Source organism: Streptomyces sp. NPDC002138, from assembly GCF_040296485.1.
Classification (GTDB): domain Bacteria; phylum Actinomycetota; class Actinomycetes; order Streptomycetales; family Streptomycetaceae; genus Streptomyces.
In genome coordinates this window covers 13534-37532 of sequence record NZ_JBEOXE010000062.1, presented here as the reverse complement: position 1 = coordinate 37532, position 23999 = coordinate 13534, and the positions used below count along the sequence as shown (strand labels likewise).

The 23999-nt window shown below is 74.3% G+C and carries 17 protein-coding genes, 6 tRNA genes and 2 pseudogenes; 10 read left to right on the top strand and 15 right to left on the bottom strand.

Going from position 1 to position 23999, the window contains the following annotated elements; all coding sequences use genetic code 11:
- Positions 1–124: 124 nt before the first annotated feature.
- Positions 125–2572, top strand: coding sequence for an SCO7613 C-terminal domain-containing membrane protein (locus ABT084_RS30195; protein WP_351050556.1), 2448 nt, complete (start codon positions 125–127; stop codon positions 2570–2572).
- Positions 2573–2641: 69 nt separating this feature from the next.
- Here ABT084_RS30195 and ABT084_RS30190 read toward each other — a convergent pair.
- Together ABT084_RS30190 and ABT084_RS30185 are read right to left on the bottom strand one after the other, a co-directional pair.
- Positions 2642–2713: transfer RNA gene (locus ABT084_RS30190), tRNA-Val, on the bottom strand.
- Positions 2714–2772: 59 nt separating this feature from the next.
- A complete protein-coding gene (locus tag ABT084_RS30185; RefSeq protein WP_351050553.1) occupies positions 2773–3240 on the bottom strand; it encodes a TIGR02611 family protein in 468 nt (155 codons plus the stop codon).
- 177 nt (positions 3241–3417) lie between these two features.
- On the opposite strand from ABT084_RS30185, the gene ABT084_RS30180 reads away from it, so the two are divergent.
- Together ABT084_RS30180 and ABT084_RS30175 are read left to right on the top strand one after the other, a co-directional pair.
- Positions 3418–3831, top strand: coding sequence for an SsgA family sporulation/cell division regulator (locus ABT084_RS30180; protein ID WP_030011909.1), 414 nt, complete (start codon positions 3418–3420; stop codon positions 3829–3831).
- Between the two features lie 204 nt (positions 3832–4035).
- A pseudogene (locus ABT084_RS30175) lies at positions 4036–4590 on the top strand (CGNR zinc finger domain-containing protein); the annotation flags it as partial.
- 435 nt (positions 4591–5025) lie between these two features.
- On the opposite strand, the gene ABT084_RS30170 reads toward ABT084_RS30175, so the two are convergent.
- Positions 5026–5544 carry a hypothetical protein gene (locus tag ABT084_RS30170; RefSeq protein WP_351050550.1) on the bottom strand — a complete coding sequence of 173 codons (519 nt, stop codon included), beginning with the start codon at positions 5542–5544 and terminating at the stop codon, positions 5026–5028.
- Positions 5545–5696: 152 nt separating this feature from the next.
- Here ABT084_RS30170 and ABT084_RS30165 point away from each other — a divergent pair, with 152 nt between their 5' ends.
- Positions 5697–6221: a DsbA family protein gene (locus tag ABT084_RS30165; RefSeq protein ID WP_351050547.1), complete on the top strand. Its 525-nt coding sequence runs from the start codon at positions 5697–5699 to the stop codon at positions 6219–6221.
- A 10-nt stretch (positions 6222–6231) separates the two neighbouring features.
- On the opposite strand, the gene ABT084_RS30160 is transcribed toward ABT084_RS30165, so the two are convergent.
- The 3 genes from ABT084_RS30160 to ABT084_RS30150 all read right to left on the bottom strand — a co-directional run bounded on the left by ABT084_RS30160 (position 6232) and on the right by ABT084_RS30150 (position 9137).
- Positions 6232–7059, bottom strand: a complete 828-nt coding sequence (locus tag ABT084_RS30160; RefSeq protein WP_351050544.1) for a GNAT family N-acetyltransferase — start codon at positions 7057–7059, stop codon at positions 6232–6234.
- A gap of 81 nt (positions 7060–7140) precedes the next feature.
- Entirely contained in the window at positions 7141–7962 is an 822-nt protein-coding gene (locus tag ABT084_RS30155; protein WP_351050578.1) for an aminotransferase class IV, read from the bottom strand.
- A gap of 83 nt (positions 7963–8045) precedes the next feature.
- On the bottom strand, positions 8046–9137 hold the full coding sequence (locus ABT084_RS30150) for a chorismate-binding protein (RefSeq protein WP_351050541.1): 1092 nt from the start codon (positions 9135–9137) through the stop codon (positions 8046–8048).
- A gap of 268 nt (positions 9138–9405) precedes the next feature.
- On the opposite strand from ABT084_RS30150, the gene ABT084_RS30145 reads away from it, so the two are divergent.
- The 5 genes from ABT084_RS30145 to ABT084_RS30125 all read left to right on the top strand — a co-directional run bounded on the left by ABT084_RS30145 (position 9406) and on the right by ABT084_RS30125 (position 9879).
- Positions 9406–9478: transfer RNA gene (locus ABT084_RS30145), tRNA-Gly, on the top strand.
- Positions 9479–9519: 41 nt separating this feature from the next.
- Positions 9520–9593 (top strand) — tRNA-Cys (locus ABT084_RS30140).
- Position 9594: 1 nt separating this feature from the next.
- A tRNA-Val gene (locus ABT084_RS30135) sits at positions 9595–9666 on the top strand.
- 21 nt (positions 9667–9687) lie between these two features.
- Positions 9688–9759, top strand: a tRNA-Val gene (locus tag ABT084_RS30130).
- A gap of 45 nt (positions 9760–9804) precedes the next feature.
- A tRNA-Val gene (locus ABT084_RS30125) sits at positions 9805–9879 on the top strand.
- A 258-nt stretch (positions 9880–10137) separates the two neighbouring features.
- Here the strand turns inward: ABT084_RS30125 and ABT084_RS30120 are convergent.
- On the bottom strand, positions 10138–10323 hold the full coding sequence (locus tag ABT084_RS30120; RefSeq protein WP_351050538.1) for a hypothetical protein: 186 nt from the start codon (positions 10321–10323) through the stop codon (positions 10138–10140).
- 560 nt (positions 10324–10883) lie between these two features.
- Between ABT084_RS30120 and ABT084_RS30115 the strand changes: the two genes are divergently transcribed.
- A complete protein-coding gene (locus ABT084_RS30115) occupies positions 10884–12173 on the top strand; it encodes a serine/threonine-protein kinase (RefSeq protein WP_351050535.1) in 1290 nt (429 codons plus the stop codon).
- A gap of 75 nt (positions 12174–12248) precedes the next feature.
- Here the strand turns inward: ABT084_RS30115 and ABT084_RS30110 are convergent, their stop codons facing one another.
- The 8 genes and pseudogenes from ABT084_RS30110 to ABT084_RS30075 all read right to left on the bottom strand — a co-directional run bounded on the left by ABT084_RS30110 (position 12249) and on the right by ABT084_RS30075 (position 23875).
- Positions 12249–13091: a TrmH family RNA methyltransferase gene (locus ABT084_RS30110; RefSeq protein WP_351050533.1), complete on the bottom strand. Its 843-nt coding sequence runs from the start codon at positions 13089–13091 to the stop codon at positions 12249–12251.
- A gap of 79 nt (positions 13092–13170) precedes the next feature.
- Entirely contained in the window at positions 13171–14391 is a 1221-nt protein-coding gene (gene cobA, locus ABT084_RS30105; RefSeq protein WP_351050530.1) for a uroporphyrinogen-III C-methyltransferase, read from the bottom strand.
- Positions 14392–15174: 783 nt separating this feature from the next.
- Positions 15175–18540, bottom strand: coding sequence for a nicotinate-nucleotide--dimethylbenzimidazole phosphoribosyltransferase (gene cobT / locus ABT084_RS30100; protein WP_351050528.1), 3366 nt, complete (start codon positions 18538–18540; stop codon positions 15175–15177).
- Positions 18541–18791: 251 nt separating this feature from the next.
- Complete coding sequence (gene cbiE / locus ABT084_RS30095; RefSeq protein ID WP_351050525.1) at positions 18792–20045, bottom strand: precorrin-6y C5,15-methyltransferase (decarboxylating) subunit CbiE; 1254 nt, start codon at positions 20043–20045, stop codon at positions 18792–18794.
- 336 nt (positions 20046–20381) lie between these two features.
- Positions 20382–20993, bottom strand: a pseudogene (locus ABT084_RS30090) (GNAT family N-acetyltransferase); the annotation flags it as partial.
- 173 nt (positions 20994–21166) lie between these two features.
- Positions 21167–22030 carry a MetQ/NlpA family ABC transporter substrate-binding protein gene (locus ABT084_RS30085; RefSeq protein WP_351050522.1) on the bottom strand — a complete coding sequence of 288 codons (864 nt, stop codon included), beginning with the start codon at positions 22028–22030 and terminating at the stop codon, positions 21167–21169.
- Between the two features lie 94 nt (positions 22031–22124).
- Positions 22125–22793 (bottom strand): methionine ABC transporter permease, encoded by a 669-nt coding sequence (locus ABT084_RS30080; protein WP_351050520.1) that lies wholly within the window; start codon positions 22791–22793, stop codon positions 22125–22127.
- The gene (locus tag ABT084_RS30075; protein WP_351050517.1) at positions 22790–23875 is read right to left on the bottom strand and encodes a methionine ABC transporter ATP-binding protein; all 1086 of its coding nucleotides are present in this window, start codon (positions 23873–23875) and stop codon (positions 22790–22792) included. Before ABT084_RS30075 ends, ABT084_RS30080 begins: the two co-directional genes overlap by 4 nt.
- Positions 23876–23999: the final 124 nt, after the last annotated feature.

Sequence of the window (23999 nt, the reverse complement as noted above, 5' to 3'; positions counted from 1 at the left end):
CCGCTCGGCCTGAACGCGCGTGCGTGCGCAGGCGTGAGCACGCCGGTGAGTACGCACGCGTGAGTACGCGGATGAGTACGCGCACCCATGTCCCGGGGGCGTGAGCGGCGCCACACTGCGCAGCATGGAGAATCCGCTGCCGCCCGCCTCGGAGCTGGCGTTCATCGACCGGGAGCTGGCCCACCTCGACGCGAGGCGGCTGCAGTTGCTCGGTCGCCGGGAGTGGCTGGTCCGGGTGCTGAACGCGCCGGTCGCGCCGCCCGTGTCCGGGCCCGTGCCCCCGGGGCGGCCCGCGCCGGGCCGGGGGCCCGGGCCGTCCTGGCCGCCCGCGCCGCCCGTCGCCGCACGGCGGGAGACCTCGGCGCCGGGCGCGCAGAACGTGCTGCTGGTGCTGGGCGCGGTGCTGCTCGCGGTGGCCGCGCTCGCCTTCACGCTGGTCAGCTGGGGGTCCCTCGGGATCGGCGGGCGGGCCGTGGTGCTGGCCGCGCTGACGGGTACGGCGCTGGCGGTGCCCGCGCCCCTGCTGCGCCGGGGGCTGGCCTCGACCGCGGAGTCGGTGGCGGCGGTGGGGCTGCTGCTGACGGTGCTGGACGCGTACGCGCTGCGCGAGGTGGCCCTCGGGGACGTTCCGCCCGCCTGGTACGCGGCGGGTGCGTCCGCCGTGCTGGCCGCGCTGTGGTCGGGGTACGGGATGAGCCTGCGGAAGCTGCGGCTGCCGCTCCCGGTCGCGCTGGCGGCGGCCCAGTGGACGCTGCCCTGCCTCGCGCTGGCGCTGCATGTGGGCCGGACCGCGGGCGGCTGGACCCTGCTGGTCCTCGCGGCGCTGAACGCGGCGCTCGGGCTGTGGGCGGGCCCTTCCGCGGCGGCGGCGCCCCGGGTCTGGCCCGCGGTGCGGATCCTGGCCGGGGTGTTCGCCGCCCTGGCGGGTCTGGGCGCCGTGGGTGTCGGCCTGGCGCTGGCGGCCGACGCGTCCACGCCGGGGGGCGGGCTGTCGGCGGCGGCACTGCTGGGGGCCGCGGGGTCCGCGTTCGTCGTGGTGGCCTGCCGGATCCGGCAGGAGCAGCTCGTGCCCCTGCTCGCGGGGGCCGGGGGCCTGGTCTGGGTCCTGGTCGTGCAGACGCTGGTGATCCCCCGGGGGACCGCCTGGGGTCCGGTGTTCTTCGTGCTGGTGTCGCTGCCGCTCCCGGCCGCGCTGCGGGTGACCGCGCTGCCGGTGCGGGTGCGGCACGGGCTCGCGGGGGCCGGGGTGGCGGTGGCCGGGCTCGGCGGTCTGGTCGCGTTCCTGTGGGCGCTGCGGGTACTGGTGGCGCCCGCTCCGGTGCTGGACGCGGTGTGGGGCGCGGGGAGTCCGCGGGTGGAGCTCGACTGGCGCGGGCCGCAGGTCGTGGTCGTGGCGCTGATCGCGGCCGCGGTGGCGCTCTGGCTGGAGCGGGCGTCCGGGCGGCGGGAGGCCCGGGTGGCCGCGGTGCCGCTCGCCTGGGGCGCCCTGTTCGCGGCGCCGGTGGCGTTCTCGGTGCCGGTGGCGGGGGTGTGCGCGGGGCAGCTGGCGGTGACGGCGGCCGCGCTGCTGGTGGCCCTGGGGCTGGCGCGGGCGCCCGCTGCCGCCGGGGTGCGGATCGCGGCGGGTGCGTGCGGGGCGGCGGGGGCCGCGAGCCTGACGGTGGCCGCGCTGGACGGACGTGCGGCGACCTTCGCGGTGTGGGCGGCGCTGGGCGCGCTGTGCGCGGCGGGCGCGGCGTACGGGCGCGGGCCGCTGGCACCGCGGGCGGTGGCCACCGTGGTGGGCACCGGGTACGCGACGGGGCTGCTGCTCGCGCTGGCGGCCGTGCTGGAGCTGCCGGCGCGCCAGTGGCCGCTGCTGGTCCTGCTGGTCCCGGCCGCGGCGGCGCTCCCGGGGCCCCGGGCCGGTGCGCTGCGGATCCCCCTGGAGGCGGCCGGGGCGGCCGCGGGGGGCCTGGCCCTGGTCCTGGCGCTCGGGGCGGGTGAGGCGCCCTTCCTGGCCCTGGTCCTGGGCCTGGCGGGGGTCGTGTGCGCGGGGGCGGCGGTGCGGGTGGACCGGCGCGCGGTGGGCTGGGCGGCGGGGGCGCTGTTCCTGGCGGCCGCGTGGGTCCGGCTGGCGGCGTCCGGGGTGAGCGTGCCGGAGGCGTACACGCTGCCGGTGACGGTGCCCGCGCTGGTGGTGGGGTGGCTGCGGCGGCGCCGGGATCCGGCGGCGTCCTCGTCCTGGGCGACGTACGGCCCGGGGCTCGCGGCGACCCTGCTGCCGAGCCTGATCGCGGTCTGGGCCGACCCGCACTGGACGCGCCCGCTGCTGCTGGGGCTGGGCTCCCTCGCGGTGACCCTGGCCGGGGCGCGCGGGCGGCTCCAGGCTCCGCTGGTGCTGGGCGGGGTCACCCTGGGGCTGGTGGCGCTGCACGAGCTGGCGCCGTACGTCGTCCAGGTGGTGGACGCGCTGCCGCGCTGGCTGCCGCCGGCCCTGGCGGGGGCGCTGCTGCTGGCCGTGGGGGCGACGTACGAGAAGCGGCTGCGGGACGCGCGGCGGCTGCGGACGGCCCTCGGGAAGCTGCGCTGAGGGGCGGCGGGAGCGCCGGGAACGCCAGAGGCCCGGAGACGGTGAAAGTCTCCGGGCCTCTGGTCCGGGTGGGCGATACTGGGTTCGAACCAGTGACCCCTTCGGTGTGAACGAAGTGCTCTCCCACTGAGCTAATCGCCCGGACGCACCGCAAACATTACCGCATGTGAGCGGCGCTCCCGACCAGCGCCGGACGGTCGCTACTTCTTGACGTTCCAGGGCAGGACCAGCCCGTACTTCCACAGGTAGAAGCCGATCAGCGCGCCCGCGATCACGAGGCCGACGCTGGTCAGGATGATGTTGCGGCGGCGGACCTTCGGGTCGAGGGCCTTCTGGGCCGCCTCGGAGACCTTGCGCTTGGTCCAGCGCAGCACGACCTGGGCCCAGGCGAACTCGGTGGCCCAGATGACCAGGCCCGCGAAGATCGCGACCCAGCCCGGACCGGGCAGCACGAGCATGGCGATGCCCGCGGCGATGACGGCCAGGCCGACGATGAAGACGCCGACCTGCCAGCTCAGGTGCAGGCCGCGGCGGGCCTGGATGAAGGCGGGCGCCTTCGACACGTGGCGCTCTTCCTCCGGAGCCGCGTCCGACGGAGTGGATCCGGTGGATTCCGGCGATGCGCTGCTCGCGGACTCGTGGGTCTCGCGGTTACTCCCCGTATTCATGGGGTCGAATCTACCGGAGCCCGATGCACACGTGAATCGGCGATTGGATCCGCCGTCCGAGGGACCCAGAGGTCCGCAAAACGGTCAGAGGGGTTTACAACGGCACCGTAGGTGGCATGTCGATTTCGCCGACGTGCGAATCCCCGAGCGCACACTGAGCGAAAGGCCCTGGCGCTTATGAACACCACGGTCAGCTGCGAGCTGCACCTGCGCCTCGTTGTGTCGAGCGAGTCCTCACTGCCTGTTCCCGCGGGCCTGCGGTATGACACGGCCGACCCCTACGCCGTGCACGCCACCTTCCACACCGGCGCCGAGGAGACGGTCGAATGGGTATTCGCCCGCGACCTCCTCGCGGAGGGTCTTCACCGGCCCACCGGTACCGGAGACGTCCGCGTCTGGCCGTCCCGCAGCCACGGTCAGGGCGTCGTATGCATCGCCCTGAGCTCACCGGAGGGAGAAGCACTGCTCGAAGCACCCGCACGAGCACTCGAGTCGTTCCTGAAGCGGACGGACGCCGCGGTCCCACCCGGGACCGAACACCGGCACTTCGACCTCGACAAGGAGCTCTCCCACATCCTGGCCGAAAGCTGAGCCAGGCCTACCTGCGCTCGACACCGTCCGACTCGGGGCGACGGTGTGGGCCGGACAACCACATACGCATGTGTCGGCGCTGTTCCCGCGGAAGCCACCCGCGGGGACGGCGCCGCTGCGCGTGGGTGCCTCTGGGCTAAAGTCGGCGACCAGCGGCGGCCTTCGTTCCGCGCCGCCGCCAGCCCGGCCCCCAGGGAGCACCCGTTGCAGATCCCCCACGACACCCGGCGCGCCTTGGACGTCGTCGTCGCCGTGGTGAACACCGCGCCCGAGGCCGGTGAGCCCGACGGGCTCGCGGACATCGGCACCCTGCGCGCTTTCGTACACGAGTTCGCCATCAGCGACGTCGGCGAGCTGAGCGCGCGCGACCTCTCCGGCGTGCGCGCCGTCCGCGCCAAGTTCGCGCAGATCTTCGCGGCACCGAACTCCCGTGCGGCCTCCGTACTGATCAACGAGCTGGTGGCGACGGCGGGCACCACGCCCCAGCTGACCGACCACGACGGCTACGCCTGGCACGTGCACTACTTCGCCCCGGGCGCCTCGGTCGGCGACCACCTGGCGGCGGACGGCGGGATGGCGCTCGCGTTCATCGTGGTCTCCGGCGAGCAGGAGCGGCTGCGCCGCTGCGAGGCCCCGGACTGCCGACGCGCCTTCGTCGACCTCTCGCGCAACCGCTCCCGGCGCTACTGCGACAGCCGGACCTGCGGGAACCGGCTGCACGTGGCGGCGTACCGGGCGCGCCGCAAGGAGGCCGGGGCCGAGCACGCGGAGCCGGGCGCACCGCTGGAAGCGCGGCAGGAGACGCAGCAAGAGACGCAGCCAGGATCACAGCAGGAGTCACAGCAGGAACAGGTCGTGCACGGCGGCGAGCAGCAGCAAGGTGCCGATCACCGCTAGAAAGATCATCAGCGGCGGTTGGGACAGCGCGAAGAGGCAGCCGCGCGCCTCGTCGGGCGGCGGTACGGGCCGCACCGGTCGCACGGGCGCGACAGGACGTGGGGGTGCCCCGGCGGGCACGGCGGATCGCGTCGGGGCGGGGACCGGAACGGACGCGGAGGAGGGCGCGGCAGCGGGGACGAGGGCCGGGACCGGAACCGGCGGCTCACCCGGCGAAGTGTCGGGCATGTCGGGGCGATGATGACGTAATGCGCCCCTGTTCGTCCCTCAACACGCCAACACCGACGCGGTAGTTCGTCAGATTCCGTGCTTCTTCAAGATCGCTTCGATGTCGGAGAAGTCCTCCGTGGGCGCCGCGGCGCCGGGCCGCGGCGCGGCCTGCGGGCTCGCACCCGCCCCGAGCGAGGGCGCCGAGGCGGCCGGCGCGACCGCGGCCTGCCGCTCGGACCGGCCCGCGCGGGCCGCCCGGCCCCGCCGGCCCGCCGCCGTCCCGACCTCCGCGGGCTCCCCGTCGGCCGCCCCCAGCCGTCGGCGCTCGATGGCGCGGGTGATGGTGAAGAGCAGCCAGGAGAAGCCGAGCAGTCCGAAGCCGGCCCAGACCGTCGGCCGGAAGGCGATCCCGGACACCCACTCCACCAGGCCGGTCATCACCAGGGCCACCGGGACCAGCGCGTACGCGGCGATCCGCGCCGCCGCCAGGAACCGCTTGCGGTACGCGGTCAGCGTGGCGATGCCCAGGCCCGCCGCGGACACCGCGGAACATATGGTCTCGGCGAGCATGGGTTCCTCCAGCCGTGGGCGATCCGTCCCCTCCATCGTGCACCGGGGGGTGCCGCGGGGGCCATGCGCCGGACCCGATCCCGGGCGATCTCCGGGAGATCTCCGGGTCGCCCCTCCTCCCCAGGTCCCGGTCGGGCCGCGTCGGTCCCCGGGCGCCGACGCGGCCCGGGGGCTGGGAGACTGTCCGCATGACCGATTCCCAGCCCGCCGGCTCCCCCTCCCCCGTGACCCTCGAGGTCTGGTGCGAACTGCAGTGTCCCGACTGCGACCGCGCCCTCGACGACGTGCGCGCCCTGCGGGCCCGGTACGGCGACCGGCTGGACATCGTGCTGCGCCACTTCCCCCTGGAGAAGCACAAGCACGCCTTCGCCGCCGCGCAGGCCGCCGAGGAAGCCGTGGCCCAGGGCCAGGGCTGGCCGTACGCGGAGGCCGTCCTGGCCCGCACCGCGGAGCTGTCCACCCGGGGCGAGGCGCTGCTGCTCGATGTCGCGCGCGAACTGTCGCTGGACGTCGAGGAGTTCGACGTCGCGCTGATCGACGGCCGGCACATCCTGATCGTCGACGCCGACCAGGCCGAGGGCAAGGCGATCGGCGTGACCGGTACACCGACGTACGTCATCGGCGGCGAGCGGCTGGACGGCGGCAAGAGCCAGGAGGGGCTGCGCGAGCGCATCGAGCAGATCGCCGACCGGCTCCTCGCCAACCCGGCCTAGACCTCCCCTCTCACCTCAGGTCCTTGGCGAAGTTGACCGCGGTGTAGCGGTAGCCGAGGGACTCGTAGAGGCGCTCCGCCGGGGTGTTGCCGGCGAAGACGTGCAGGCCGAGGGTGGCCAGACCGGCCGCGCGGACGGCTCCCTCGGCGAGCAGCATGAGGGAGCGGCCGTGGCCGTGGCCGCGCTGCTCCGCGGCCACCTCGACGTCGAAGACGTAGGCCCTCCCCTCGGACCGCCCGATCCAGATGCGCCCGACGGGTATCCCGGCCGCTTCCAGGACGAGGATGTCCACGCCGGGGGTGTCGGGTCCCTGGGGCAGCTGGCCGGCGTGGTCGGCGACCGATTTGGCGTGGGCCGCTTCCGGTGACAGGCCCCGGGCCTCCCAGCTGCCGGCGTACCGCACGGTGGCGGCGTCCAGCCAGGGCCCGTACTCCTCGGCCGTCATCGGGCGGCCGGTCACCCCCGCGGGCAGCGGCGGCGGGGCGGACCCGAGGTCCTTGACCATGGTGCGGCCGGTCGGCGCGTACCCGAGGACCGCGGCCAGCCGCAGCCCGCCCTCGGCGTCCGCCGGGACGGAGAGCGTGACGCGGCGGCAGCCCCAGGAGCGCAGCACCTCCTCCGCGGCGAGCCCCGCCACCGTGGCCCGGCCGCGGCGGCGGTCGGGTTCGTCCACGGACAGGTCGTCGATCTTTCCGATGACGAAGGACCCGAGGGGCTCGGCCGCGGTCAGCAGCAGGGCGCCGACCCGCCTGCTGTTGACCCGGATCTCGTACGGGCGCGAGCGCGCCCCCGACGGACTGGTCTGGAGCGGCGCCGAAGGCCGCAGTGTGGTGGTCATCACGGTCTTTCTACCCGCCGTACGAGCCCCAGTCAGCCCTTTATCGCCCGGAACGCCCCGCGGGCGGGCGCGGCGGCGCGCTCACGGGTCCAGGTCGGCCCCGGAACGCTCCTCGAAGACGCGTACGGCCTTGGCGGTGACGGGGCCGGGCACCGCCGTCAGCGCGCGCCCGTCGATCCGGTGGACGGCCTGGACGTCGCGCAGCGAGGAGGTCACGAAGATCTCCTCGGCCCGCTCCAGCGCCTCGAAGGGCAGGTCGGTCTCCTGTGCGCCCGTCCACTCGAGGACGAGGTCGCGGGTGATGCCCGCGAGGCAGCCGGAGGCGAGCGGCGGGGTGTGCAGCTCTCCGTCGAGGACGACGAAGACGTTGGAGCCGGTGCCCTCGCAGAGCCGGCCGACGGTGTTGGCGAAGAGGGCCTCGGAGGCGCCGGCCCGGTGGGCGGCGGCCAGGGCGACGACGTTCTCCGCGTAGGAGGTGGTCTTCAGGCCCGCGACGGCGCTGCGCTCGTTGCGCACCCAGGGCACCGTGATCACGGCGGTGGTGTCGGGGCGGCGGGTGGCCGGGGCCAGCGCGACGATCAGGGTGGGCCCGGCCGCGCCGCGGTCGGAGCCGAGCGGGGACAGCCCCCCGGTGTAGGTGATCCGCAGCCGCCCGTACGGGACGTCGGCGGCGCCCGCCTCCAGTACGGCCGCGCAGGCGCGCCGGACCTCGGCGAGATCGGGGTCGGGCAGTCCCAGGCCCCGGGCGGAGCGGGTCAGCCGGTCGAGGTGGCGGGTGAGGGCGAACGTACGGCCGCCCTCGGCCTTGAGGGTCTCGAAGACGCCGTCGCCGACGGTCAGCCCGTGGTCGAAGACGGACACCTTGGCGCTGTCGGCGTCGCGCAGCGCGCCGTCGAGCCAGATCGGCGGGGCGGCCTGCACGGGTGCGTGCGGTGTCGGGTCCGGGGTTGCTTCCGGTGTCGCATCCGGTGTCGCATTCGGCGTCGTCACTGAACGGTCCCTCCACTTGCGCTGTGCTGGTACGTGCCCGACGCTACCGCGAGCAGCCGGGCCGCCTTGAGCTCGGTCTCCGCCCACTCGCGCTCGGGGTCGGAGCCCCAGGTGATCCCCGCGCCGGTGCCGAAGCGCAGGCGGGGGCCGCCCGGAGCCTCGCGGTCGATCCAGAAGGTGCGGATGCCGACGGCCAGCTCGGCGGTGCCCCGGTCGGCGTCGACCCAGCCGATGCCACCGCAGTAGGGGCCGCGCGGGGCGGTCTCGAGGGCCTCGATGATCCGCAGGGCGGAGGATTTGGGGGCGCCGGTGACGGAACCGGGCGGGAAGGTCGCGGCGAGCAGCTCGGGCCAGCCCGCGCCGTCGGCGAGGTCGCCGCTGACGGTGGAGACGAGGTGGACCAGGCCCGGGTGCTCCTCGACGGCGCACAGCTCGGGGACGGTGACGGAGCCGGTGGCGCAGACCCTCCCGAGGTCGTTGCGCACGAGGTCCACGATCATCACGTTCTCGGCGTGGTCCTTCTCCAGCAGGTCCTCGGCGGTGCGGCCGGTGCCCTTGATCGGGCCGGACTCGATGCGCCGGCCGCTGCGGCGCAGGTACAGCTCGGGGGAGGCGGTGGCGATCTCGACGCCGTGGGCGGGGAGGCGAATCGTTCCGGCATAGGGGGCCGGGTTGCCCCGGGCCAGCAGCGCGGTCAGCGCGTCCACGTCCGCGTCCTGCGCGGGGCCGCCGTCGAGGGGGCTGCCGGGGGCCGGGAGCGGCGCGGACATCACGCGGCAGAGGTTGGCCTGGTAGACCTCGCCGGCCGCGATGTGCTCGCGGATGCGGCGTACGCCCGCGATGTACGCGTCCCGGTCGAGCGAGGAGGTCCAGTCCCCCGCGGCGGGACCGCGCCAGGCGCCGGGGACGGGCGCGGGGACGGGGTCGGGGCGTATGTCCCCGAAGCGCGCGCAGGTCAGCCGCCCCTCGAAGTCCGCGGTCACCGCCCAGAAACCGGTGGAGTCAAGGGCCGAGGGATCGCTGGTGACGTCGCGGAGGTCGGATGCGAGGAGGCCGCCGAAGCGGGCCATGGGAGCCAGGTCGTGCACGGCTGCGAGTCTATGACCGGTGGCGGGCGGGTGCCGGGTCGGCGACCGCCGGTGCCCGGGTCCGCGACGGGTGGACGACGGGTGGACGCCGAGCGGAAGCCGGGTGGGCGACGGGTGGGCGACGGGGCGGCACCCGTGAGGTGACCTGTGGTGATCGGGCGGCAGCACGCTGCGGAAACGCGTTTTTGAGCTGGCTCGGGAATCCGCTAGAGTTCAACTCGTCGCCAGGGAGCGCCGGGGGAAACCCCCGCCGCGAACACGGTGACCTGCGGACGTAGCTCAGTTGGTAGAGCACCACCTTGCCAAGGTGGATGTCGCGAGTTCGAGTCTCGTCGTCCGCTCGAAGTGGGGGATCTTCCCGAGAACCCTTGCTCAGCTCCATGGTGGAGTGGCCGAGAGGCGAGGCAACGGCCTGCAAAGCCGTCTACACGGGTTCAAATCCCGTCTCCACCTCCAAGGACGATTAGCTCAGCGGGAGAGCGCTTCCCTGACACGGAAGAGGTCACTGGTTCAATCCCAGTATCGTCCACTTGATCCGCAAGGATCACCCGCGCGATTAGCTCAGCGGGAGAGCGCTTCCCTGACACGGAAGAGGTCACTGGTTCAATCCCAGTATCGCGCACGCTGTACAGTTACGAACGAACTGCGGCTTCACCGCCGCGGTCCCGCGCGATTAGCTCAGCGGGAGAGCGCTTCCCTGACACGGAAGAGGTCACTGGTTCAATCCCAGTATCGCGCACCACCTGAAAGCCCCGGCCGTTTCGACGGCCGGGGCTTTCGCGTTGGGCGGCGATCAGGCGGTCGGTCGTGCTCACGCTCACCCCCGGGCCCGCGCGGGAACCGCGCGCCCCGGGCCCGAAAACCGGAAGAGGGTGCTGCTCGTACGACGTCTCCGTCGTACGAGCAGCACCCTTCTCCTGCCGTCCGCCGCACCCCCGTCCCCACGGGGCTGAAGGCCGATGTCCCGATCCGGGCCGCTCTCCCGGACCTGGGGCGCCGCTCAGCGCCCCAGCATCGCGCCCACGGACGACGCTTGCGCCACCAACTGGTCCCATCCTCCGAAGACGAAGACCAGAACGGCGGCCAGGGGGAGCACCATCGCCGCGGCGACCAGCGGGTGCCGCGTGCCGGACTCGTGGCCGTTGAACGCGAATGCCTTGCGTCCCTGCCGTGCGACGTCCGCCATGGCCCTCTCCCTGTGGTTGGCAGCGGCGGGCTTGTGACCTCGGGGGACGAGTGCGCCACCCGCCGCTTGTCTTCAACACTAGGCGGGCCGAAAGCCTCTGGCCTCATGCCTTCGTATCCATGACGGGCCTCCAGGAGGATGACTGCGGCGGCCCCCGTCTACACCCCTGGGTGGAGACCGCTCCCCCGGTGTAGGGGTCATCCCCGAGGGGATGACGCCGGAGCCGGTCGGACGCGCGCGGAAACCCTCACGGGTCGTGACTTCCCTCACTTCCATCCCTGCCCGCACACCGCTGAGCGCCGCGCGCACGCCGGGCACGCGCTCTCCCCCGGTCGGGTGCGCGTCCGGGCGGGGGCGCGCCAATCCCCTTGGCCCAAGGGCCGTTTGGGGGAACGGCCGTTACCCCGGGCCCCTGACGCTCGTACCCCTGATTCTCCCTCAAGTGGCCTTCCCCGCACTGACAATCGAATCTCCCGGCGAGGGCGCGGCCTCTGAGCGCAGGTGCCGGATGGTCCGTAAGCTGTGCCACGTCAACAGGACGACCGGTCAGCGGGGTGGACATGGCGATGATGCGGCTCCGGCGGGAGGACCCGCGTGTCGTCGGTTCGTTCAGGCTGCACCGGCGGCTCGGTGCGGGCGGCATGGGCGTGGTCTACCTCGGCTCGGACCGGCGCGGGCAGCGCGTCGCGCTCAAGGTGATCCGTCCCGATCTCGCCGAGGACCAGGAGTTCCGCTCGCGCTTCGCGCGCGAGGTCTCCGCCGCCCGGCGGATCCGCGGCGGGTGCACGGCCCGGCTGGTGGCGGCGGACCTGGAGGCGGAGCGGCCGTGGTTCGCCACGCAGTACGTCCCCGGGCCCTCCCTGCACGACAAGGTGGCCGAGGAGGGACCGCTCACGGCCGCCCAGATCGCCGCGATCGGCGCCGCGCTCTCCGAGGGCCTGGTCGCCGTCCACGAGGCGGGGGTGGTCCACCGCGACCTCAAGCCGTCGAACATCCTGCTGTCGCCCAAGGGCCCCCGGATCATCGACTTCGGGATCGCCTGGGCGACCGGCGCGAGCACCCTCACGCACGTGGGCACGGCCGTCGGCTCCCCCGGCTTCCTCGCGCCCGAGCAGGTGCGCGGCGCCGCCGTCACGCCCGCCACCGACGTCTTCGCGCTGGGCGCCACCCTCGCCTACGCCGCGACCGCCGACTCGCCCTTCGGGCACGGCAGTTCCGAGGTCATGCTCTACCGCGTGGTGCACGAGGAGGCGCACCTGCTCGGCGTACCGGACGCCCTCGCGCCGCTCGTCCAGGCCTGCCTGGCCAAGGACCCGGAGGACCGGCCGACCACGCTCCAGCTGTCGATGCGGCTCAAGGAGATCGCGGCGCGGGAGGCGCAGGGGATCACCGACGGGCGGCCGCCCGCCCAGCGGGCCCGGCCCGAGCGTCCGACCGGCCGGGCCGCGGACGGGTACGCCGAGCAGCGCACCGAACGGCGCACGGCGGGCACTCCGGCGCTGCGCCCCCACGGTGAGCCCGGCGCGCCTTCCGCGAGCGGCTCGCACGGCGCGCACGACGGAGCGCACGGCGCGCACAGTGGTCCGCACGCACGCCCCTCGGGCCCGCGCGAGCCCGGCGGCCCCTCCTCCCGGCCCACGGCGGGCCGCACGGGCGAGCGCACGGCGGGACGCACCGGAGGCGGACGCGCCCCGGGGCGTACGGGCGGTGGGCGCCAGGGTCCGCGTACGACGGGCACGGGCCGCAGGCCCTCCCGGCCGGACCCGCGGCTGATGCGGCAGCGCCTGATCGTGTTCGTGCTGGTCACGCTGATCGTCGCGCTGGGGATCGCCGCCGCCCAGAAGCTCTGACGTACGCCCGCCCTCCTCCGGGGCCGGAGGAGGGCGGGCGTACGGGGTCCGGGCCCCGCGCGGGGCGGGGCGCGGTCAGCCGCGCGGGCGCGTCGCGTAGAAGGCCACGGCCGAGGCCGCCGCCACGTTCAGCGAGTCGATGCCCTCCGACATGGGGATGCGGACCCACTCGTCCGCGGCGCGCAGGGCGTAGGTGGAGAGGCCGTGGCCCTCGGAACCGAGCATGATCGCGGACTGCTCGAAGCGCTCCGGCGGGACCTGGTCCAGCGGCGTGGCCTTCTCGCTCGGCGTCATGGCGAGGATCCGGTAGCCGGCCTCGCGGACCTGCTCGAGGTCGGCCGGCCAGTCCGTCAGGCGCCCGTAGGGGACGGAGAAGACGGACCCCATCGAGACCTTGATGGCCCGTCGGTACAGCGGGTCGGCGCAGTCCGGGGAGAGCAGGATCGCGCTGATGCCGAGGGCCGCGGCGCTGCGGAAGGCCGCGCCGAGGTTGGCGTGGTCGACGAAGCCCTCGAAGATCGCGATCCGGCGGCCGCCGCTGCCGCCGCTGTCGCTGCCGCCGGACTCGCCGCCCAGCAGCTCGTCGGCGGTCGGCAGGGGCTTGCGCTGCATGGAGGCGAGCGCGCCGCGGTGCACGTGGTAACCGGTGACCCGTTCGGCCAGCTCGGGGCTGACCGCGTAGACCGGTGCCGGGAGCTCGTCGATGACGTCGCGCATGACGTCGACCCACTTCGCGGAGAGCAGCATCGAGCGCATCTCGTACCCGGCGTCCTTGGCCCGCCGGATGACCTTCTCGCCTTCCGCGATGAAGAGTCCTTCGGCGGGCTCGCGCCGACGGCGCAGCTCGACGTCGGTCAGGCCCGTGTAGTCGCTCAGGCGCGGGTCGTCGGGGTCCTCGACGGTGATGAGATCAGCCACAGGGTGATACTGCCTTGTCCGGGGTGTGGTGCCAACGGCTGTGCCGTGTGGGGGGTTTGCGGGGCGGGCGTGCCGCGGGTCAGGCGGCGGGGCCGACGTTCACGACGTCGCCGATGACGATCACGGCGGGCGGGCGGACCTCCTGGGCGCGGACCGTCTCGCCGACCGTGGCGAGGGTGGCGTCCACGCGGCGCTGGGTGGCGGTGGTGCCCTCCTGGACCACGGCGACCGGGGTGTCCGCGGAGCGTCCGTGGCGGACCAGCGCCTCGGCGATCAGGCCGATCTTGTCGACGCCCATGAGGATGACCAGGGTGCCGGTCAGCTTGGCGAGGGAGGCCCAGTCGACCAGCGACCGCGGGTCGTCCGGTCCGACGTGGCCGCTGACGACGGTGAACTCGTGGGCCACGCCGCGGTGGGTGACCGGGATGCCGGCCGCGCCGGGCACCGAGATGGAGCTGGAGATGCCGGGGACGACGGTGCAGGGAATGCCCGCCTCGGCGAGCGCCTGGAGCTCCTCCATGCCGCGGCCGAAGACGTACGGGTCGCCGCCCTTGAGCCGGACCACCGACTTGCCGGCCTTCGCGTGCTCGATGAGCGCGTTGTTGATGGCCTCCTGGGCCATGAACCGGCCGTACGGGATCTTCGCGGCGTCGATGACCTCGACGTGCGGGGCCAGCTCGTCGAGCAGGCCGCGGGGGCCGAGGCGGTCGGCGATGACCACGTCGGCCTCGGCGAGCAGCCGACGGCCGCGGACGGTGATCAGGTCCGGGTCGCCGGGGCCGCCGCCGACCAGGGCGACGCCGGGGTTGCGCTTGGTGCGGCCGTGGGCGGGGGCCGCGAGGCTGCCGTCGCGCAGTCCCTCGACGATCGCGTCGCGCACGGCGGCGGAGCGGCGCGGGTCGTTGCCGGTGAGTACGGCGACGGTGACGCCCTCGCTGCGGCCGGTGGCCGGGGTCCAGGCGGTGGCCGCGTCGGCGTCGTCGGCGCGCACGCACCAGACCCGCTCGCGCTCGGCCTCGGCGGAGGCGGCGTCGTTGGCCGCCTTGTCGCGGGTGGCGATCAGGGCGTACCAGGTGTTCGCGAGGTCGCCGTCCTGGTAGCGGCGGCGCTCCCAGCGGATCTCGCCGGTCTCGGCCATGACGTCCACGGAGGGGGTGGCCGACGGGGAGATCAGCAGCACGTCGGCGCCGGCCGCGACGAGCGCGGGGAGGCGGCGCTGCGCGACCTGGCCGCCGCCGATGACGACGACCCGGCGGCCCGCCAGACGAAGGCCTACGGGGTAGGCGGGGTGTGCGGCCATGCGGCTCTCCTCGTGTGGTGTTCTGGTGCGGGGTGGTCTCGCGGCGGCGGTGGCGCGAAGCGCGTGGTCAACGTTACGGGCCGGGGCGGGCGGGTGCCGGGGCGGGGGCCGGGTTGCGCCTGCCGGGGGCGTACCCGGCCCCGGCCCGGGGGGCGCCCGGCCCGGGGCCGGGGGACGCCCGGCCCGGGGCCGGGGGCCGTCGGTGCGGTGCGGGGCCGCCGGCTCCCCGGGGTTCGCCTCAAACGCCGGCGGGGCTGGAGTGGGGTGGGCTGCCCGTCGGTCACGTGCCGGTCCGCTCGCCCTCCGGGGGCGCCTCAAACGCCGGCGGGGCTGGGGTGGGGTGGGCCGGCCCCACCCTGCGAAAGCGGCGGGCCCGATCGGGGCATGTCAGCCTCGCCGGCGATTGAGGCACCCCCGGAGGGCCGACGAGCCCGCGCCCTTACGACTCAGGACGGGACAATGCAGCCTCGCCGGCGATTGAGGCACCCCCGGAGGGCCGACGAGCCCGCGCCCTTACGACTCAGGACGGGACAATTCAGCCTCGCCGGCGATTGAGGCACCCCCGGAGGGCCGACGAGCCCGCGCCCTTACGACTCGGGACGGGACAATTCAGCCTCGCCGGCGATTGAGGCGCCCCCGGAGAGCCGACGAGCCCGCGCCCTTACGACTCGGGACGGGACAATTCAGCCTCGCCGGCGATTGAGGCGCCCCCCGGAGGGCCCGCTGACCCGCACCCTTAGGACGCGTCAGCCCCGCCGGCGATTGAGGCGGGGCCGGGCGGGGTTACTTTTCCGTCACGCCTGCCGAGTCGAAGGTGGCGACCTCGTGCATCGCCCGGGCCGCGCTCTGGACCAGGGGGAGGGCCAGGAGCGCACCGGTGCCTTCGCCGAGGCGGAGGTCCAGGTCGACCAGGGGGCGCAGCCCGAGGGTGTTCAGGGCCGCGACATGGCCCGGCTCCGCACTGCGGTGCCCCGCGATGCACGCGGACAAGGACTCCGGCGCGATGGCCCGGGCCACCAGCGCCGCCGCCCCCGCGCTCACACCGTCCAGGATCACCGGCGTACGCAGCGACGCCCCGCCGAGCAGCAGACCGACGATCGCCGCGTGCTCCAGACCGCCGATGGCCGCGAGGACACCGACCGGGTCGGACGGATCCGGCTGGTGCAGCTCCAGCGCCCGGCGGACGACCTCGACCTTGCGGGCGTGCGTCTCGTCGTTGATGCCGGTGCCGCGACCGGTGACCTCGACCGGGTCGACCCCGGTGAAGACCGAGATGAGCGCGGCGGACACGGTGGTGTTCGCGATGCCCATCTCACCGGTGAGCAGCGCCTTGTTGCCCGCCGCGACCAGGTCACGGGCCGTCTCGATGCCGACCTCGATGGCCGCGACGGCTTCCTCGCGGGTCATCGCGGGCCCGACGGAGAGGTCGGCGGTGCCGGCCCGGACCTTGCGGGGCAGCAGCCCCGGGGTGGCGGGCAGGTCGCCCGCGACGCCGACGTCGATGACGCAGACCTCGGCGCCCACCTGGTTGGCGAACGCGTTGCAGACCGCCCCGCCGCCCAGGAAGTTGGCCACCATCTGCAGGGTGACCTCCTGCGGCCACGGGGTGACGCCCTGGGCGTGCACACCGTGGTCACCCGCGAAGATCGCGACGGCGGCCGGCTCCGGGATCGGCGGCGGGCAGACCCGCGAGAGGCCGCTGAGCTGGGCGGAGATGATTTCGAGCATGCCCAGGGCCCCGGCGGGCTTGGTCATGCGCTTCTGCCGCTCCCACGCCTCGCCGAGCGCCTTGGCGTCGAGCGGGCGGATGCTCGCGACCGTCTCGGAGAGCAGGTCGTGCGGCTCCTCGCCGGGCAGCGCGCGGCGGCCGTACGTCTCCTCGTGGACCACCCAGGACAGCGGGCGCCGCTTGGACCAGCCGGCCTGCATCAGCTCGGGCTCTTCGGGGAATTCGTCGACGTACCCGACGCACAGGTAGGCCACGACCTCCAGGTGCTCGGGCAGGCCGAGGGTACGGACCATCTCGCGCTCGTCGAAGAAGCTGACCCAGCCGACGCCGAGGCCCTCGGCGCGGGCGGCGAGCCAGAGGTTCTCGACGGCGAGCGCGGAGGAGTACGGGGCCATCTGCGGCTGGGTGTGCCGGCCGAGGGTGTGGCGGCCGCCGCGGGTGGGGTCGGCGGTGACGACGATGTTCACCGGGGTGTCGAGGATCGACTCGATCTTCAGTTCCTTGAACTGCTTCGCCCGGCCCTTGGGCAGCGACTTGGCGTACGCCTCGCGCTGGCGCTGGGCCAGTTCGTGCATCGTCCGGCGGGTCTCGGCGGAGCGGATGACGACGAAGTCCCAGGGCTGGGAGTGCCCGACGCTGGGCGCGGTGTGGGCCGCCTCCAGCACGCGGAGCAGTACCTCGTGCGGGATCGGGTCGGTGCGGAAGCCGTTGCGGATGTCGCGGCGCTCGCGCATGACGCGCAGGACCGCTTTGCGCTCGGCGTCGTCGTAGGCGGGTGCGGGGGCGCTGCGCTCGGCGGGCTCGACGGTCTCGGCGGGTTCCGCCTGTTCCGCCGGTTCCACGGCGTCGGCCGCTTCGACGGCGACGGGCTCGGCCGGGGCCTCGGCCGCCGGAGCCGCCTCCGGCTCGGGCAGCGTCTCGACGGCGGGCGCGGGGGCTTCGACGGCCACGGGCTCGACGGCCTCGGCCACCACCTCGGGCGCGGGCTCGGCAGCCGGAGCGGCGGCCTGGGCCACGGCTTCCACGGGTGCCGCGACCAGGACCGGTTCGGCCACCGGCTCGGCCACCGGGGCGGCCGTCACGACGGGCTCGGCCACGACGACCGGCTCGGGCTGCTGCTGTTCGGGATGCGGCGCGGCCGGGGTGGCCGGCTCCGCAGCCCACGGGGTGCCCGCCTGGAGCGGGATCTCACCGAGCTGGGCGACGGGCGGCGCGCCCTCGAAGTATTCGGGGCCCGCGGTCTCCGGCTCCGGGACCGCCTGGAGCACCGGCTCGGGGGCTTCGGCCACGGGGGCCTCGGCGGGCACCTCGGCGGCCTCGACGGGGGCCGGGGCCGGCGCCTCGACGGGGGCCTCGGCCACGACCGGGACCTCGGCCGGCGGCGCGGCCACGGCCACGGCCTCCACGGGAACCTCGACCGGCGCGGGAACCTCGGCGGGGGCTTCCGCCGGGGCCGGAACCGGGGCCTCCACGGCTGCGGGAGCCTCGGCCACGGCCGCGGGAGCCTCGGCCTGGACGGCGGCCTCCGCCTGGACGGGCGCCTCGGCCTGCACCGGCACCTCGACCGGAGCCTCGGCCTGGACCGGCACCCCGGCCTGAACGGGAGTCTCGACCTGAACCGGGGCCGCGGCCCCGACGGGGGCCTCGGGCTCGGCCTGCGCGGGAGCCACGACCGGAACCTGTGCCGGAGCCTGCGCCGGAGCCTCAACAGCAACCGCAGCCTGAGCCGCGGCCGCGGCCGGCGCCTCGTCCGGCGCGGGAGCCACAGGAGCCGCGGGGGCCACAGGGGCCGCCGGAGCACTCGCGACGGCCGCGAGCGGCTCAGCCGCGGCGGGGGCCGCGGGGGCCGCGGGCGCTGCCGGGGCCGCGGCCGGGCCGCGGTCGGCGAGGGAGCGTACGACGCCACCCGACGCATCGGGAACCGGCGGGCCCATGTGCAGCGGGCGCCGGGCCGGGGTCACCGGCGCGGCCATGGCGGCGGGCGCGGCGACGGGGGCGGAGGGGGGCGGCAGCAGTCCGCCGAGGTCCAGGGAGCCGGAGTCACGGCCGCCCGCCTCGTGCGCACCGTGCGTGTAGGACCCGGTGTCCGTGAAGCCCGGTTCCGTGAAGCCGGGGTCGGTGAATCCGGCGGCGGGCTCGTAGAACCCGTCGGAGTAGCCGCCCTCGGCGGGGAAGACGGGCGCCGGGGGCACCACCTGCGGGTCGCTCCAGGCGCCCTGGCCGCTGGGCATCAGCAGCAGGTCGTCGTCCTCGGCGGGATTGTCCACCAGGTCCTGGAAGGCGTACCCGCCCGTGCCGTGGAGCGGTGCCTGGAGCGGAGCCTGGGGCTGTGCCGGGACCGGCGCGGGGATGCCGTGCTGATCCACCATGCCCGCGCTGTCCGGGAGGCCCTCGCCCGGAACCTGGCCGGTGTCAGTCATGCGTACCCCTCGCCCATCGGTGTTGCTGCTTCGATCGCCCGTCCCCGTATGACCACGAGCGCGGCCGCCGTGCGGTGCGAACCCCTCGGGCACGCCCCCGCCGACAACCAGTAAGCATTGTCGCGCTCGTTCGCTTCCATGGCGGCCATAACTGCCACGGTCTGCTGTGGACTGCGCCACGTCGGGCGTCCTGTGGTGCCGCTGTGCCCTGAGTGACGGGCAGTACGACGATCGGCCAGCCTACCCCGGGGCTACGCGGGGCGGCTGAGGGGGCGTTCGGCCGCGATGAGGAAGACCACGGAGCGCTCCTGCTCGCGCCAGGTCCGCGTGTCCATGCCGACGGACTGCAGGAGGGCGCACTCGACGGTGTATCCGCGTTCGGTCAGGGCGGTTCCGATCGCCTCGGCCTCGTCGCGGGTGGAGGCGTGGGTGACGATCCGTTCGGGGCGGCGGTCGGCGCAGGCCTCGACGACCGGGACTCCCCCGCCACCGATGCGGATGACGTCGGGTTCGGGAAGGTTTTCGAGGACGTGCGGCGCGCGGCCCGGGACGGCCTGGATCAGTACGCCGCGGCGGCGGGCGGCGACTTCGATCCGGTCGCAGGCGCGGGGGTCGGCGTCGACGGCGATGACGGCCGCGCCGAACGAGGCCGCGTCCACGGCGAACGCGCCGGATCCGGCGCCGATGTCCCAGACGAGGTCGCCGGTGCGCGGGCCGAGCCGGGCCAGCTGCGCGGCGCGCAGCAGCGCCGACTCCCCTTCCGCGGCGGGCACCCCGGCGGGGGGCCGGGTCCCCGCGTCGTTGCGGCTCTCCGGGCGGGCCCAGCCGCGGGCGCCCGCGGCGGCCACGGCGACGGCGGTGGGCTGGCCCATGAGCCAGCCGGGGTCGGCCGGGACGGGCCCGCCGCCACCGACGACGATCACGACGTTGGGGTCGCGCCAGCTGTGGTCGGCGGCCCGGTCGGAGGTGAGGACGGTGACGCGTTCCTCGTCGGTGCCCAGCTCCTCGCAGATCACGAAGGTGCGGTGGACTCCTTCGAGCAGCAGGGCGAGTTCGGCGGGGCCGGCGCCGGGCGAGGTGAGGACGGCGACCTTGGTGTGGGCCCGGCAGACGTTGACGGCGCGGCGCAGGGTGCGGCGTTGGGCCACGACCACCTGGGCGTCGTCCCAGGGCATGCCGGCCCGGGCGAAGGCGGCGGCCACGGAGGAGACGGCGGGGACCACTTCCACCTCGAGGCCGTGTTCGGGGGCGCGCAGGGCCCGTACGACGCCGAAGAAGCCGGGGTCGCCGTCGGCGAGGACCACGGCGGTGCCGCGGTGGCCCGCGATGCGGCGGGCGGCGAGGCCGAGGCTGCCGAGCCGGATGCGTTCGGCCGTGGGCGGGATCTCGGGGAGCGCGAGGTGGTGGGCGGCTCCGGCCACGAGGGTGGCGGCGGAGAGCGCTGACCGGGCGGCCGCGGTCAGGGGCGAGCCGTCCCAGCCGATCACCGTGACCCGGTCGGCCATCGTCGTCGGTCTCCCTGGTGTGGGTGGCGCTGCGGGGGCGGCCCGGCGGTGTGGCGGGCACGGTGAGACTACCTGGTGAGGGCCGGGTCAGGTCCGGTCGGCCCTGGCCGCGTGGTCGTACGGGTGGCTGCGCGGGGCGTGGCCCGGGGCCTGCCCGTGCGCGGCGCTCTGCTGACCGTACGCCGTGCTCTGCTGACCGTACGCGGGGTTCTGCAGACCGTACGCGGGTGTGGGCCTGCCGTGCACGGACGGCCGCCCGTCGGGCGCCTCGGCTCGCTGCTCGTGCGCGACGGGCCGGTGGTCGGGTGTCTCGGGCCGCTGTTCCGGTACCGCGTGGAACTCGCCGTAGCCGTCGAGCAGGTCGAGGTCGTCCAGGTCCTCGGGGACCAGGCCCCAGACGAGCAGATCGGTGCGGGTGTCGGCCCATCTGCCGTCGGGCGTCTGGGTGCGCACTATCCAGGCGTTGCGCAGGACGCCCTCGCTGATGCAGCCGATCTTCTGGGCGACCTGCTGGGCGGCGGCGTTGTCGGCGGCGGTGCGCAGTTCGAGGCGCTCGAAGCCGTGGTCGCGGAAGAGCCAGTGGGCGACGGCGAGTACGGACTCGCAGGCGTAGCCCTCGCCGCGGGCCCAGGGGGCGGTGGCGTAGCCCACCTCGGCGCTGAGGCAGCGCCAGTCGGTGTGGCGGACGTGCACGGCGCCGACCAGGCGGTGGGTCAGGAACTCGGTGACGGCGAAGACGATGCCGCGGCCTTCGGTGCGCTCGCCGGGGGCGGCGCGGGTGACCCAGTCATGGGCGTCGGCGCGCGTGTAGGGGTGCGGGGCCTCGGTCCAGGCCGTGAGGAGTTCGTCGTTCATCATTTCGGTGAGCGCGCTGACGTCCTCTTCCTCGAACGGGCGCAGCACCAGCCGGTCCGTGCTGATGGAGACGTCCGGGAAGGTGGTTGTCATGCGCAGCTCCATGCCTGAGACCGTGGCCGTAGAGCCACAGCATGCAGTATCGGTCCGGTGGTGTGCAGGGCCGGGCTGCCCGGGAGCGGGCAGGTCGCGCGGTGCCGTGCGCGCAGCGGCGCGGCCCCGCCCGCCCGGGGAGGGCGTGCGGGGCCGGGGCGGCGTGCGGGGGGTCAGGAGGCGGGGGCGCCGAAGGCCGGGATGACCGAGCCCTGGTACTTCTCCTCGATGAACTTCTTGACCTCGTCGGAGTTCAGGAGCTTGGCGAGCTTCTGGATCCGGGGGTCGTTCTGCTTGCCGTCCTTCACCGCGAGGAGGTTGGCGTAGGGGTTGCCCTCGGCCTTCTCCAGGACCAGCGCGTCCTTGGCGGGCACGAGCTTCGCCTCGATGGCGTAGTTGCCGTTGATGACGGCGGCGTCGACGTCGTTCAGGGCGCGCGGGACCGTGGCGGCCTCCAGCTCCTTGAACTGCAGGCCCTTCTTGTCGGTGATGTCGGCCAGCTTGGCGCCGGTGCCGACACCCTCCTTGAGGGTGATGAGCTTGTTGGCGGCGAGCAGCTGGAGCGCGCGGCCCTCGTTGGTGGGGTCGTTGGGGACGGCGACGGTCTGGCCGGCCTTGATCTCCGTGAGGGACTTGACCTTCTTGGAGTAGAGGCCGAGGGGCTCCAGGTGGACGTTGATCACCGGGACGATGTGGGTGTTGTTCTTCTTGTTGAAGTCGTCCAGGTACGGCTTGTGCTGGAAGAAGTTCGCGTCGACCTGGCCCTGCTCGGTGGCGGTGTTGGGCAGGACGTAGTCGGTGAACTCCTTGACCTCGATCTTGAGGCCGTCCTTCGCCGCCAGCTTGTCCTTGACGAAGTTCAGGATGTCGGCGTGCGGGCTCGGGGAGGCCGCGATGACGAGGGGCTTGCTCTCGTCGGTCTTGCCGCCGTCGGACGAGGCCGAGGACGGGTCCGAGGAGGTGCCGCAGGCAGTGAGGCCGAGGGCGAGGGCCGCGGTGGTGGCGGCGAGGGCGGTGAACTTGATGGAGCTGCGCACGAAGAGTGCCTCTTTCCTGGTGGTGCGGACAACGCCCGAGCACGACGAGTGCGGGCTGTGGGAGGGAGAAGGTCTGTGGGGGGCGGTGCCCCGGTCAGGCTGTCCGGCCGCGGCGGGCGAGGAGGCGGACCACGCCGTCGCCGAGCAGCTGGATCACCGTGACGAGTGCGATCAGTACGACCACCGTGGCGACCATGAAGCCGGTCTCGAAGCGCTGGAAGCCGTAGGTGATGGCCTTGGAGCCGAGGCCCTCACCGCCGACCGCGCCGGCCATGGCGGAGTAGCCGACCAGGGTGATCACGGTGGTGGTGACGGCGGCGATCAGCGAGGGCAGGGCCTGCGGGAGGAGCACCTTGCCGACGAGGGTGGGCACGCCACCGCCCATGGACTCGACCGCCTCGACGAGCCCGTGGTCCACGCCGCGCACCGAGGTCTCGACGAGCCGGGCGAAGAAGGGGATGGCGCCGATGGCGAGCGGGACGATCATCGCGGTGGGGCCGATGAAGGTGCCGACGACGGCGGTGGTCACCGGGATCAGGAAGATCAGCAGGATGATGAACGGCATCGAGCGGCCGACGTTCACGATCACCCCGAGGACCTTGTTGACCACCCTGTTCTGCAGCAGGCCGCCGGTGTCGGTGAGGACGAGCAGGATGCCGATGGGGAGTCCGCCGAGGACGGTCACCAGGGTGGACCACAGGACCATGTAGAGGGTGTCGTACGTGCCCTGTGTGAGCAGGGGCTGCATCTCGGACCAGGTCACTTGGCACCATCCTTGACCAGCTGGGCCGGGACGGCGCCGGCGACTGCGGAAGCTCGGGGGGCGGTCGCCGCGGGGGCGTCGGCGTCGACCGGGTCGACCTGGAGGCCCCGCTCGCGCAGGAAGCCGACCGGGACGACGTTGTCCTCGTAGCGGCCGGGCAGTTCGATGCGCATCCGGCCGACCTGGCGGCCCGCGACGGTGTCCATCGCGGCGCCGAGGATCGATATGTCGATGTTGTAGGTGCGCGACAGCTGGGAGATGACCGGCTGGGTGGCTTCCTCGCCGTGGAAGGTGACGTCGATGACGGTGCGGTCGATGCCGGTGGCGACGCCGCTGACCGGGAAGAGTTCGTCGGCGAGTTCGGAGCCGGGGGTGGCCAGCAGTTCCGGGACGGTGCCGGATTCGACGATCCGGCCGCGCTTCATCAGGGCGGCGGAGTCGCAGACGGCCTTGACCACGTCCATCTCGTGCGTGATCAGCAGGACGGTCAGGCCGAGCTGCCGGTTCAGGTCGCGCAGCAGCTGCAGGATCGAGCGGGTGGTCTCGGGGTCCAGGGCGCTGGTGGCCTCGTCGGAGAGCAGCACCTTGGGGTCGCCGGCCAGGGCGCGGGCGATGCCGACGCGCTGCTTCTGACCGCCGGAGAGCTGGCCGGGGTAGGACTTGGCCTTGTCGGCGAGACCGACGAGATCCAGGAGTTCCAGGGCCTTGCGGGAGCGCTCGCGGCCGGAGATGCCGAGGATCTCCAGGGGCAGCTCGACGTTGCCCTGCACGGTGCGCGAGGACAGCAGGTTGAAGTGCTGGAAGACCATGCCGATGCGGCTGCGGGCCTCGCGCAGCTCCTTGCCGGCGCGGCGGCCGCGGCCCGCCAGCGCGGTGAGGTCGACGCCGTCGACGCTCACGGTGCCGGCGGTGGGGCGCTCCAGCAGGTTCACGCAGCGGATCAGGGAGGACTTTCCGGCGCCGCTCTGGCCTATGACTCCGTAGACCTCGCCCTCGCGGACGTGGAGATCGACGCCGTCCAGGGCGGTGACCTCGCGGCCACGGGACTGATAGACCTTCGTGAGGCCCGATGTGGTGATCACAGGAATTCCGTCGCTGTCGAGTGCACGGCATGGCAGACCGGGCACGGGGCAATCATCTGGGGACGCGATGCGGGACGAACCGTGACGAATCGGCGGTTCGGCGCCGGGCGTGGGGCAGGAGCGG